Annotated in this window: 8 protein-coding genes and 2 pseudogenes; 9 read left to right on the top strand and 1 reads right to left on the bottom strand. The window is 72.2% G+C overall.

Annotated features, from left to right (window positions below):
- Positions 1–249: 249 nt before the first annotated feature.
- From AC559T_RS05350 to AC559T_RS05360, 3 genes are read left to right on the top strand one after another with little or no spacing between them, the layout of a single operon-like run.
- Positions 250–2,520, top strand: a complete 2,271-nt coding sequence (locus AC559T_RS05350; RefSeq protein ID WP_498867962.1) for an ABC transporter permease subunit — start codon at positions 250–252, stop codon at positions 2,518–2,520.
- Positions 2,517–3,287, top strand: coding sequence for an ABC transporter ATP-binding protein (locus AC559T_RS05355; protein ID WP_112108555.1), 771 nt, complete (start codon positions 2,517–2,519; stop codon positions 3,285–3,287). The genes AC559T_RS05350 and AC559T_RS05355 overlap by 4 nt, the downstream gene beginning before the upstream one ends.
- Positions 3,284–3,994 carry an ABC transporter ATP-binding protein gene (locus tag AC559T_RS05360; protein WP_112108554.1) on the top strand — a complete coding sequence of 237 codons (711 nt, stop codon included), beginning with the start codon at positions 3,284–3,286 and terminating at the stop codon, positions 3,992–3,994. Before AC559T_RS05355 ends, AC559T_RS05360 begins: the two co-directional genes overlap by 4 nt.
- A 66-nt stretch (positions 3,995–4,060) precedes the next feature.
- Here AC559T_RS05360 and AC559T_RS05365 read toward each other — a convergent pair whose 3' ends face one another.
- Positions 4,061–4,747, bottom strand: a complete 687-nt coding sequence (locus tag AC559T_RS05365) for a TetR/AcrR family transcriptional regulator (protein WP_498867963.1) — start codon at positions 4,745–4,747, stop codon at positions 4,061–4,063.
- Positions 4,748–5,463: 716 nt separating this feature from the next.
- Here AC559T_RS05365 and AC559T_RS05370 point away from each other — a divergent pair.
- The 6 genes and pseudogenes from AC559T_RS05370 to AC559T_RS05395 all read left to right on the top strand — a co-directional run.
- Positions 5,464–5,832, top strand: a pseudogene (locus AC559T_RS05370) (TetR/AcrR family transcriptional regulator C-terminal domain-containing protein); the annotation flags it as partial.
- 163 nt (positions 5,833–5,995) lie between these two features.
- Entirely contained in the window at positions 5,996–7,657 is a 1,662-nt protein-coding gene (locus AC559T_RS05375; protein WP_198541331.1) for a carboxyl transferase domain-containing protein, read from the top strand.
- A gap of 6 nt (positions 7,658–7,663) precedes the next feature.
- Positions 7,664–9,766, top strand: a complete 2,103-nt coding sequence (locus AC559T_RS05380; RefSeq protein ID WP_498867964.1) for an acetyl/propionyl/methylcrotonyl-CoA carboxylase subunit alpha — start codon at positions 7,664–7,666, stop codon at positions 9,764–9,766.
- Positions 9,753–10,823: a hydroxymethylglutaryl-CoA lyase gene (locus AC559T_RS05385; protein WP_498867965.1), complete on the top strand. Its 1,071-nt coding sequence runs from the start codon at positions 9,753–9,755 to the stop codon at positions 10,821–10,823. Before AC559T_RS05380 ends, AC559T_RS05385 begins: the two co-directional genes overlap by 14 nt.
- 24 nt (positions 10,824–10,847) lie before the next feature.
- Positions 10,848–11,999, top strand: coding sequence for an acyl-CoA dehydrogenase family protein (locus AC559T_RS05390; RefSeq protein ID WP_020461572.1), 1,152 nt, complete (start codon positions 10,848–10,850; stop codon positions 11,997–11,999).
- 18 nt (positions 12,000–12,017) lie between these two features.
- Positions 12,018–12,195, top strand: a pseudogene (locus tag AC559T_RS05395) (crotonyl-CoA carboxylase/reductase); the annotation flags it as partial.

Raw genomic sequence — 12,195 nt, forward strand, 5'->3', positions numbered from 1 at the left:
GCGGTGGTCTTCTTTCCGGCCGCCGTGAGCGGCCGGAAAAAAATGAATAAACGGTTGCCACCGGGATCGCGGGTGGCGACATGCATTTCTGGCACCTTGAAGTCAACGGAATGGCGCATACAGTGATGCATCAGGGTATCTGTTACTGGCGATTAGCATGCCCGACGGCGCCGGCCGGACACGGGGCTCCGGTGCGCCCCGATCCGAGGCCCGTCGTCTTTGTCGCCCAGCAGACGGGCGGCTGCTGACTTGAACCAGACCTCCGTCTCACATGACTTCTTCCAGGCCCTCCTTCAGGGAGTACCGCCGGGAGCGGTCTATGCCCTCGTCGCGTTGGGCTTCGTCCTGACGTACAAGACCTCGGGTGTTTTCAACCTCGCCTTCGGCGCCCAGGCCTATGTCTCGGCAGCCATGTACTTCAAGGCCCGGGTCATCTGGGAGTGGCCGACCGTCCCGTCGGTCATCCTCGCGGTCTTCGTGATGGCCCCGCTGATCGGGCTGATCCTCGAACGGCTGATCTTCCGGCCGCTGCGGACGGCACCGGCGGTGGCGCGGCTCGTCGTGGCCGCCGGCCTCGCGGTCGCGATTCCCTACCTGTTCGACATCCTGGCCGACTTCACCGCGGTCGCCGGCGTGACGCCGGTCGGTGTCGTTCCCGACGGCGCCAACGTCTTCTACGACCCGTTCGGGGTCTACGCGTACAGCCGCAACGAACTCGTCAGCATGGGCGTCGCCCTGGTCGCGATGGCCGGGCTGGTCGCGCTGTTCCGCTTCAGCGCCATCGGCGTCCGCATGCGCGCGGTGGTCGAGAGCCCGAAGATGACCGAGCTCAACGGTATCCCCGCCGACCGGGTCTCGGCCCTGTCGTGGGCGCTGTCGTCGCTGTTCGCCGGTGTCGCCGGCGTGCTCATCGCGCCCCGCTTCAACACGCTCGCGGCCGCGGACTTCTTCAGCCTCATGGTGGTCGCGATCGCCGCGGCCGCGGTGGGCCGGCTGACGAGCCTGCCGAAGGCGATGGCCGGCGGCCTGCTGCTCGGCATCATCATCGCCCAGCTCAACACCTTCCTCCCGCGCTGGTCCGACGACCACGCCTGGGTCTCGACGATCCAGGACAACCTGACGCCGTCGGTGCCGTTCGTGGTGCTCTTCGGCGTCGTCGTGCTCGTCCCGAGCATCCGGCGCTCCCGGGAGACCGGTGACCCGCTGGCCGGGGTCGAGCCGCCGCCGCCGTCGCTCGGCGGCGAGGTGCGCGACCCGCGCCGGGCCCTGATCACGAGGCTGATCGGCTTCGCCGCGCTCGGCGTCGTCGCCATCGTGGTGCTGGCCCGCGGCGACCAGCTGTGGGTCTTCCTGGTGACGCAGGCCGTGGTGATCGGCATCATCTTCCTGTCGATCACCATGATCACCGGCATGGCCGGCCAGATCTCGCTGTGCCAGGGGACGTTCGCCGCCATCGGGGCGTTCACGGTCTTCCAGCTCGTCGACCGCTACAACCTCTCGGTCCTGATGGCGGCGCTGATCGGCGCCGCCGTCGCGGCCGTGGTCGGCGCGGTCCTGTCGCTGCCCATCCGCAAGCTGGGCGGCATCTGGACGGCGATCGCGACCCTGGCGTTCGCCTACTTCTTCGACGCCGTGTTGGTGAAGCTCTCCTGGATCGGTGGCGGGGACTCCGCGCTGCTGCAGGGCACCGCCGTGCCGCGCCCGGTCATCGGGCCCTGGGACCTGGCGGACGACAAGTACTACCTGGTGTTCGCCTCGGTGATCCTCATCGTGGTCGCCATGGTCGTCCTCCAGCTCCGCAAGGGTACCTTCGGCCGCACCCTCGTCGCCCTGCGCGGCAGCGAGGTCGGCGCCGAGTCGATCGGCATCTCCGCCGGCCGGGCCCGCCTGGTCGCCTTCGCGGTCTCCGCGTTCATCGCGGGACTCGGCGGCGCGCTGCTGGCGATCCAGCAGGAGAACGTCAACTACGGCACGAACTTCGTTCCCTTCACCGCCCTGTTCTGGGTGGTGATCGTGGTGACGCTCGGCTCGCGCACGGTGCGCGGCGCGCTGAACGCCGCCGCGTCCTTCGCGGTGTTCGACCAGCTGATCCTCAAGGGGACGGTGTTCGCCTGGATCCTGCGCAGCCCGACCGCCATCCCGGACTTCTTCCCGATCTCCGGCAAGTGGGTCTACGTGTTGTTCGGCCTGGCGGCCATCCAGTTCGCCCGGCATCCGGAGGGCCTGGTGGAGCGGCCGGCGAGCATGCCGAAGTTCATCACCAAGCTGGTGGCACTGGCCCGCCCCGCGACCCCGGCCGCGGTGCCGGTGGCCGTCGGCGCGGGCGCGGCGGGATCGGCTCCCGAGCCGGACACCACCCCACCCACGGGCACCTCGACGAAGGCGGCCGCGCCGCCCGCCGCCCCGGTTGCCACAGCTGAACCCGCGGCCGGCGACGGGTCGCCGAAGGCCGCGGCCAACGGAGGGTCTGAGCGCCCGGCGGCCTCCTCGCCCGCGCGGACGGAGGACGCGGTCTCGTGAATCGGGTACTGAAGGCACAGGGCGTCACCAAGCGGTTCGCCGGCATCACCGCCCTTGACGACGTCACCATGGAGATCGACGAGGGTGAGCGCGTCGGCCTGATCGGGCCGAACGGAGCGGGCAAGACCACGTTCTTCAACTGCCTGCTCGGCGTGCTGCAGACCGACGGCGGCACGGTGGAGATCGCCGGCAGGGACGTCACGGGCGCGCCGGCCTACCGGCGGGCCAAGGCGGGAATCGGCCGGACGTTCCAGCGGATCGAGCTGTTCCCGGACTGCACCGTCCGGGACCATCTCGTCATCGCCGAGCGGATCCGGCGCGGCGACGGCCGGCTGTGGAAGGACATCATCGGGCTCGGCCGGCCCCGGCCGGCCGAGGTCGCCCGCTGCGACGAGGTGCTCGAGCTGCTCGGCCTCGTCGAACTGGCCGAGGAGCCCATCGAACGGCTCAGCCTCGGCCAGGGCCGCCTCGTCGAGGTCGGGCGGGCGCTGATGACCGAACCGAAGCTCCTCCTCCTCGACGAGCCGTCGTCCGGCCTCGACCGGTCCGAGACCACGGCGCTGGCGAAGACCCTGGAGGAGGTCCAGAGCGCCCAGGGGTTCGCCATCCTGCTGGTCGAGCATGACGTCGAGCTGGTCACCAGCTTCACGACCCGCTCCTACGTCCTCGACTTCGGACGGCTGATCGCGCAGGGCCCGACGCGCGAGGTCATGGCGAGCAGCGAGGTCCGGGACGCCTACCTCGGCAACTTCGAGGTGGCCCAATGACACCAGTACTGGAGTTCCGGTCCGTCACCGCTGCCTACGGCCCGTTCCGGGCACTGTTCGGTGTCTCGTACACCCTGGCGCCCGGCGAGGCGCTCGCCCTCGTCGGCTCCAACGGGGTGGGCAAGACGACCGTCGCCCGGGTCGCCTCCGGCCTGGTGGTCCCCACCGAGGGATCCGTTCTCGTCGCCGGCAAGGACATGACCGGCTCAAAGCCGTACCGGTTCGCCCGGGCCGGCGTCGCGCACGCCACCGAGGGCCGCTCGGTGTTCGCGACGCTGACGGTGGAGGAGAACCTCTCGCTGTCGTTCCGGCGGGTCCGCGGCCGCCGTGGTGTCCGCAGCGGTCTCGAGCTGGCCTACGAGATGTTCCCGGTGCTCGGCCGGCGCCGCGGGCAGCTCGCGGGCAGCATGTCCGGTGGCGAGCAGCGGATGCTGTCGATGGCCCGGGTCATGGTGGAGATCCCGAAGGTCCTCGTGGCCGACGAGCTGTCGCTGGGCCTCGCGCCGATCATCGTCGCCGAGCTCTACGACACCCTTCGCCGGCTGCGCGGGGAGGGGACGTCGCTGCTCATCGTCGAGCAGCAGGTCGGCCACGCGCTGGACCTGTGTGACCGGGTGATCGTCCTCGACCACGGCTCGGTCTCCTGGACGGGCAGCAGCGCCGAGGCCACCGGAGTGGTCACGCAGGCCTTCGATCCCGTGCACTGACCCCGACCCGGCTGCCGGGCACGAGCCGTGCCCGGCAGCCGGCCCCGGTTCTCCGACGGCCGGCGCTCACTCCGCGAAAGAGGGGGAGGGCCGGCCGTCCTCGTCCGGCCGGTCACGCAGCCGCAGCGCGCTCGCGAAGAGCCTGGCGAGCTGGTCGGTGGCCTCCTCGAAGTCGCAGTCGACCAGCCCCTGGACGAACCACATCTCGGCGAACCGGGAGACCATCGCACCGAGCGCGTGTGCGGCGATCGCGGGGTTGACGTCCGGATCCGCCAGGCCGAGGCTCTGCAGCTGCCGGATCGAACCGACGACGCGTTCCCGGTCGCGCTGCTGGTGCTCGAACCGCTCGTCGGTGAGGTGGGCGTCGTAGCGGGACACCTGCTCGATCACCCCGATGATCCGCGCCTCCGCGCGGTAGCTCTCGAGGTAGGTGCGGATGCCCGCCCTGATCCGCTCCCGGGGGACCGCGGTCGAGGACGGCAGGAAGATCGACGTGCTCAGCGGAGAGTTCAGCAGGTCCGTCATCTCCATGGCGACCTCGCGGAAGATCTGCTCCTTGGAGTCGAAGTAGTGGTAGAACGACCCGTGGGAAAGCCCGGCCTGCTCGGCGATGTCCGAGATCCGGGCCTCGAGGAATCCGTCCTTCTCGAAGACCGCCTTGGCCGCGTCGAGCAGCCGTGCGCGCGTCGCGGCGCCCTTGCGCGAGCGAGGCCCGTTCGGCTTCTCGCGATCAACCGGCGCGGCCGTCGACAATTCCTTCTCCTATTCGTGCGGTATCCGTGTCCGTACGGTATCCCGGAGCGATATTCGGGCGGCCCGACAGGGTCGGTGCTGTTTCGGTGTGGTGCTGTTTCAGCGGAGTGCTGTTTCGGCCGAGTGTCGTATCGCGGGAAGTCGCGCGGGGTGTTGTAGGGCGGGGTGTCGTAACGGTCTCGGAGGTATGCCTGGTGGCCAGGCGTGCCGACCATACTAGCCGGTGATCGGCTATAGAGCCTGTCCGTCGATCAATCGGTGTGTACGGAGTGTGTCCCCTCCGTCCGCCGGCCGTCGGGGGCGCTGGCCTGCCGAGCGACCAGCGGCCTGCCCGCCAGGCGGCTGGGCGGCCCGCCAGGCGCCGCGACCGGCTCGTCGAAGCCGCCAGGGAGGCATGTCCGGGAACGCCGGCTTTCGAGTGTCACGTGACGCGGAGGCGTCCTGCCAGGAGGCGATCACCGAAGCGGCGAACGGCCTTGAACGGCCTCGGTGATGTCGACGCTCGCGGCGATTCCCTGTCTCACCGATTCCGGCGGAACGGCGGCGTGTCTTTCCGGCGGCGAGGGAAACCCGACCGCCGAGTTCACCACCCGGCGGGACCGTGGTCTCGCGACCGAGAGACATCCGCGCCGGGCCGCGCGGCTACCTGACCGGAGCCCCGCTGGCCCCCGACGAGTTCGTCCACGCCGGCGCCGGACCCGGAACCGCCGGACCTCGACGACCTGGAGGGGGCGCTGACGGCGATCGCGCAGACCGCGCTGAGCCGCGCCCTCGACCCGTCGATGGTCAAGCTCGGGCGGATCGCCATCGCCCACGCCTCCCGGTTCCCCGAGCTCGCCCGCCGCACCCACGCCGCCGGCGCCTTCCCACGCCGGCGGCTCGTGGTCGAGCTGCTGAACCGGCACGCGGCCACCGGAGCGATCGCCGCGGACGACCCCGAGATCCTCGCCGAGCATTTCCTCGGCATGGTCTCCGCGGCACCGGCCCGGTTGGCCTCGTTCGGCATCGTCCGCGACCCCGCGCTGCTGGAGCGCCACACCCAGGTCGCGGTCCGCCTCTTCCTTCGCAGCCTGCGCCCGGACTGACGTCCCCACCGGCCGAGGCCCGCTCCAACGCGTGTTGCCGCAACAGCGCATGGAGCGGCTGACGCAACTCGCCTCGGCTGCCGTCGTCCCCGGAACGGGCCGGCAAAGCTGCGGAAGTCGGCACCGCTCGACAGGGGGGCTCGCGACCGCTAGCCTCCGTCGCATGTTAGTCGACGCTAACATCGACCGCCCGGTGCCCGGGGGGCGCGCGGAGCCCGCCGAGCCGCTCCGGACGTTGGTCGATGCCAAGGGCGATCCCGCCCGTCACAACGCCGCCGCGTTCGCGGACCTCGTCGAGGAACTGCGGGGCCGGCTGGCCAGCACGGCGCTGGGCGGGTCCGAGGCTGCCCGCCGCCGGCATGTCGAGCGCGGCAAGCTGCTGCCCCGCGACCGTCTCGACACGCTGCTCGACCGCGGCAGCCCGTTCCTCGAGCTCTCCCCGCTGGCCGCCGACGGGATGTACGACGGCGAGGCGCCGGGCGCGGGAATCATCACCGGGGTCGGCCGGGTCTCGGGCCGCGAGTGCGTCGTGGTGGTCAACGACGCCACCGTCAAGGGCGGCACCTACTACCCGACCACGGTGAAGAAGCACCTGCGCGCCCAGGAGGTCGCGCTGCACAACCAGCTGCCGTGCGTCTACCTGGTCGACTCCGGTGGCGCGTTCCTGCCCCGGCAGGACGAGGTGTTCCCGGACCGCGAGCACTTCGGTCGGATCTTCTTCAACCAGGCGACCATGTCGGCCCGGGGCATCGCCCAGATCGCCGCCGTGCTCGGGTCGTGCACCGCCGGCGGGGCGTACGTCCCGGCGATGAGCGACGAGGCGGTGATCGTCCGCAACCAGGGGACGATCTTCCTCGGTGGCCCGCCGCTGGTGAAGGCGGCGACCGGCGAGGTCGTCAGCGCGGAGGACCTCGGCGGCGGCCTGCTGCACTCGCGGAAGTCCGGCGTCACCGACCACCTGGCCGCCGACGACACCGACGCGCTGACGATCGTGCGGCGCATCGTCGCCGGCCTCGGGCCCCGCGCGCCGCGCCCGTGGGACGTCACCCCGACCGAGGAGCCGCTGTACCCGACCTCCGAGCTCTACTCGGTGGTACCGGCGGACCCGCGCACACCCTACGACGTCCGCGAGGTGATCGCCCGCCTGGTGGACGGCAGCAGGTTCGCGGAGTTCAAGAAGGAGTACGGCTCGACGCTGGTCACCGGGGTCGCCCGGCTGCACGGGCATCCGGTCGGCATCATCGCCAACAACGGGGTGCTGTTCGGCGAGTCGGCGCTCAAGGGCGCCCACTTCATCGAGCTGTGCGACCGCCGGAGCATCCCGCTGCTGTTCCTGCAGAACATCACCGGCTTCATGGTCGGCCGGGACTACGAGGCCGGCGGCATCGCCAAGCACGGCGCGAAGATGGTCACCGCGGTGGCCTGCGCCCGGGTGCCGAAGTTCACCGTGGTGATCGGCGGATCGTTCGGCGCCGGCAACTACTCGATGTGCGGCCGGGCCTACTCGCCGCGCTTCCTGTGGACGTGGCCGAACGCCCGGATCTCGGTGATGGGCGGCGACCAGGCGGCCGCCGTGCTCTCGACCGTCCGTCGCGACGCCGTCGAGGCCCGCGGCGGCGAGTGGTCCGCCGACGAGCAGGCGGCCTTCGAGGCGCCGATCCGCGAGCAGTACGAACAGCAGGGCAACCCCTATTACGCCACCGCCCGGCTCTGGGACGACGGCGTCATCGACCCGGCGGACACCCGCACCGTGCTGGGCCTGGCGCTCTCGGCGGCGGCGAACGCGCCGCTGGAACCGGTCGGCTACGGCGTCTTCCGGATGTGAGGGTCGATGTTCCACACGGTGCTCGTCGCCAACCGGGGTGAGATCGCGGTCCGGGTCATCCGGACCCTGCGTGAGCTCGGCGTCCGCTCGGTGGCGGTGTTCTCCGACGCCGACGCGGGCGCCCGCCACGTGACCGAGGCGGACGTCGCGGTGCGCCTCGGCCCGGCCCGCGCGCTCGACTCCTACCTCAACATCGAGCGGGTGCTCGCCGCCGCGGCGGCGACCGGGGCACAGGCGGTGCACCCCGGCTACGGCTTCCTCGCCGAGAACCCGGTGTTCGCGCAGGCCTGCGCCGATGCCGGCGTGGTGTTCGTGGGCCCGTCCGCGCGGGTCGTCGAGCTGATGGGCAACAAGATCGCGGCCAAGCGCACCGTCGCCGCGGCCGGCGTCCCGGTCGTGCCCGGTCGCGTCGAGCCGGGGATGTCCGACGCCGACCTGGTCGCGGCCTCGACCGAGATCGGCTACCCGGTGCTGGTCAAGCCGGCCGCCGGAGGCGGTGGCAAGGGCATGCGGCTCGTCCGCGAGCCCGCCGCGCTCGCCGAGGCGCTGCGCTCGGCCCGCCGGGAGGCCGCCGCGTCCTTCGGCGACGACACGCTGTTCGTCGAGCGGTTCGTCGACACCCCCCGGCACATCGAGGTGCAGATCCTCGCCGACACACACGGCAACGTGATCCACCTCGGCGAGCGGGAGTGCAGCCTGCAGCGCCGTCACCAGAAGATCGTCGAGGAGGCGCCGTCGGTGCTGCTCGACGCCGCGACCCGGGCGCGCATCGGCGGTGCGGCCGTCGACGTCGCCGCCGCCGTCGGGTATGTCGGCGCCGGCACGGTCGAGTTCGTCGTGGGCACCGACCGGCCTGACGAGTTCTTCTTCATGGAGATGAACACCCGGCTGCAGGTCGAGCACCCGGTGACCGAGCTGGTCACCGGCGTCGACCTGGTCGCCGAGCAGCTGCGGGTCGCCGCCGGCGAGCCGCTGCGGATCACCCAGGACGAGGTGCGCCTGACCGGTCACGCCGTGGAGGCCCGGGTGTACGCCGAGGACCCGGCCCGCGGCTTCCTGCCCACCGGCGGGGACGTCCTCGTCCTGCGGGAGCCGACGGGCGCGGGGGTACGCACGGACTCGGGCCTGCGGGCGGGCACGGGGGTCGCCGCCACCTACGACCCGATGCTGGCCAAAATCGTCGCCTGGGCGCCGGACCGGGTGGGTGCGCTGGCCCGCCTCGACGCCGCGCTCGCGGGCACCACGCTGCTGGGCGTCACCACGAACATCGGCTTCCTGCGCCGCCTGATCGGCCATCCCGACACCCGTTCCGGCCGCCTCGACACCGGTCTGGTCGAGCGGCACCTCGAAGCACTCACTGATCCCGCCGGGCACGCCCTGCCCGGCGAGCCCACGGCGGACGACGCCCTGGAGGTGTTCGGGCTGGTCGGCGCGGTCGGGATGGTGCCGACCGAATCGGTCGTCGACCCCTGGGACGTGCCGTCGGGCTGGCGGCTGGGCGAGCGGGCCTGGTCGCGCTGGTCGGTCGCCGCTCCCGGCGGGGCCGGGGGTTCGCCGGCACGCGAGGTCGCGGTGCAACGCGCCGCCGACGGCCGGCTGCTGGTCCGCCTGGACGGCGGCGGGCCACGCGCGGCCGAGCTCGACTGGCTGCCCGCGCCCACCCCGGGTCAGCCCGCGGACGCGCTGGTCACGGTAGACGGCCGGACCAGGCGGTGGCAGGTGGCCGCGAGCGGGAGCACGATCTGGGTGGGCGCCGACGGGTTCACCTGGGCGCTCGCGGAGCGGCGGGCGGAGAGCGGCGCCGACGCGGCGGCCGGCGAGCACAGCGGCGAGGCGCGCAGCCCGATGCCGGGCACCGTCGTCGACGTGCGGGCGGCCCCCGGCGACGTCGTCGAGCCCGGTGCCCCGCTGGTCGTCGTCGAGGCCATGAAGATGGAGCACACCGTGGTCGCGGCGGTCGCCGGCCAGGTGAAGGACGTCCTCGTCCGGGTCGGCGACTCGGTCGCGCTGGACGCGCTGCTCGCGGTCGTCGAGCCGGCGCCCGACGGGGTGGCGGACGGAGCCGGGGCGTCCGACGGGCCCGCGGGAGCGGCCGATGCCCCAGCCTGATCCGCGCCGGCCCGACCCGTACCGGCCCGACGCGCGCCAGCCAGGTGGGCTCCAGCCGGACGTCCACCGGGCGGACGGCCTGCCCGAGTCGGTGACGATCTACGAGGTGGGCCCTCGCGACGGGCTGCAGAACGAGGCCTCGGTCGTCGACGTGGCGGTCAAGGCGGAGTTCGTCCGGCGGCTCGCCGGCGCCGGGCTGCGGGCGATCGAGACGACGAGCTTCGTCCCGGCGGCCTGGGTTCCGCAGCTCGCCGACGCGGCGGAGCTGCTGGAGCTGCTGGGCCCGCCGCCGCGGGGCGCCCGGCGGCCGGTGCTGGTGCCGAACACCCGGGGGCTGGAACGGGCCCTGGCGGCCGGGGCCGGCGAGATCGCGGTCTTCGGCAGCGCCACCGAGACCTTCGCGCGGCGCAACCTCAACCGCACGGTCGACGAGTCGCTGGCGATGTTCGAGCCGGTGGTGACGGCGGCCCGGGCCCGGGGCCTGGCGGTCCGCGGCTACCTGTCGATGTGCTTCGGCGACCCGTGGGAGGGCGCCGTCCCACCCGGGCAGGTCGCCGCGATCGCCCGGCGCCTGGTCGACCTCGGTGTTGACGAACTGTCGCTGGGCGACACCATTGGAGTGGCCACCCCCGGCCACGTCGAGGCCCTGCTCGCCGAGCTGGCCGCGGCCGGGATCGGCCCGGGGATCCTCGCGGTGCACTTCCACGACACCTACGGCCAGGCTCTCGCCAACACCCTTGCCGCGCTGCGCGCCGGGGTGCGCACGGTCGACTCGTCCGCGGGCGGCCTCGGCGGCTGTCCGTACGCGAGGAGCGCGACCGGCAACCTCGCCACCGAGGACCTCGTCTGGATGCTGCACGGCCTCGGCGTCGGCACCGGCGTCGACCTCGGGGCGCTGGTGCGCACCAGCGTGTGGATGGGGGAGCGGCTGGGCCGGCCGAGCCCGTCACGAGTCGTGCACGCGCTGGCCGCGCGGCTCGCCGAGGACGGTGCCACGGCGGACGCGGGAACCAGCGCCGAACCCGGACACCGCACTCAACCCGTCGGACGGATGTAGTGAAGCAGGAGAAGGAGACGGGCCATGCCTGACAGCCGGCTGAGCGAAGAGCACGAGACCCTGCGCAAGACGGTCGAGGAGTTCGCCCGGGAGGTGGTCGCCCCGGCGGCCGCCGGGCACGACGAGGCGAAGACCTTCCCGTACGAGATCATCGCGCAGATGGCCGAGATGGGCCTGTTCGGCCTGCCGTTCCCGGAGTCCTACGGCGGCCAGGGCGCCGACTACTTCGCGCTCTGCCTGGCGATCGAGGAGCTGGCACGGGCCGACTCGTCGGTGGCGATCACCCTCGAGGCCGGGGTGGGCCTGGGTGCGATGCCGATCTACCGGTTCGGTACCGAGGCGCAGCGCGAGGAGTGGCTGCCGGTACTGGCCAGCGGCCGCGCGCTGGGTGCCTTCGGGCTGACCGAGCCGGGCGCCGGCAGCGACGCGGGCGGCACCCGCACCACGGCCCAGCTCGTCGGTGACGAATGGGTGATCAACGGGTCGAAGGCGTTCATCACGAACTCCGGGACGGACATCACCCGGGTGGTGACGGTGACCGCGGTGACCGGGGAGCCGGTGAACGGCCGGCCGCAGATCTCCTCGATCATCGTCCCGGTGCCGACGCCGGGCTTCAGCGCGGGCGCGCCCTACTCGAAGGTCGGCTGGCACGCCTCGGACACCCGGCCGCTGTCGTTCCAGGACGTGCGGGTCCCGGCGGAGAACCTGCTCGGTGAGCGGGGCCGCGGATACGCGAACTTCCTGTCCATTCTCGACGAGGGCCGCATCGCCATCTCGGCGCTTTCCGTCGGCCTGGCGCAGGCCTGCGTGGACGAGAGCGTGAAGTACGCCAAGGAACGGGAGGCGTTCGGCGCGCCGATCGCCCGAAACCAGGCCATCGCGTTCAAGCTCGCCGAGATGGAGACCCGGACCTACGTAGCCCGGACGGCCTATTACGACGCCGCGTGGCGGATGCTCGCCGGCCTGCCTTTCAAGAAGGAGGCGGCGATGGCGAAGCTGTTCTCCTCCGAGGCGGCGGTGACGAACGCCCGCGAGGCGACCCAGATCCACGGCGGGTACGGATTCATGAACGAGTACCCGGTGGCACGGCACTGGCGCGACTCCAAGATTCTCGAAATCGGTGAGGGCACCAGCGAGGTGCAGAAGATGCTGATCGCGCGCCACCTCGGCGTCTGACGGACGGAGCAGCCAGCTGTGAAGCGGATTGTCGAAGCGATCATGGCCGGCGACGCGCGTTCGCCGGAGCGGCGGGCGGAGTTCGGGGCGTTGGCGGTGCCGGAGTCGTACCGGGGTGTGGTGGTGCGCAGGGACGAGGTGGGGATGTTCGAGGGGCGGGCGTCCCGGGACAAGGATCCGCGGGAGTCACTGCACC

It is taken from the genome of Frankia sp. Hr75.2 (assembly GCF_949319125.1).
In the GTDB taxonomy this organism is placed as follows: domain Bacteria; phylum Actinomycetota; class Actinomycetes; order Frankiales; family Frankiaceae; genus Parafrankia; species Parafrankia soli.

Coding starts and splice junctions, on each gene's coding strand:
- AC559T_RS05360 (WP_112108554.1), top strand. CDS start 3,284: ATGACACCAGTACTGGAGTTCCGGTCCGTCACCGCTGCCTACGGCCCG.
- AC559T_RS05375 (WP_198541331.1), top strand. CDS start 5,996: ATGTTAGTCGACGCTAACATCGACCGCCCGGTGCCCGGGGGGCGCGCG.
- AC559T_RS05380 (WP_498867964.1), top strand. CDS start 7,664: ATGTTCCACACGGTGCTCGTCGCCAACCGGGGTGAGATCGCGGTCCGG.
- AC559T_RS05385 (WP_498867965.1), top strand. CDS start 9,753: ATGCCCCAGCCTGATCCGCGCCGGCCCGACCCGTACCGGCCCGACGCG.
- AC559T_RS05390 (WP_020461572.1), top strand. CDS start 10,848: ATGCCTGACAGCCGGCTGAGCGAAGAGCACGAGACCCTGCGCAAGACG.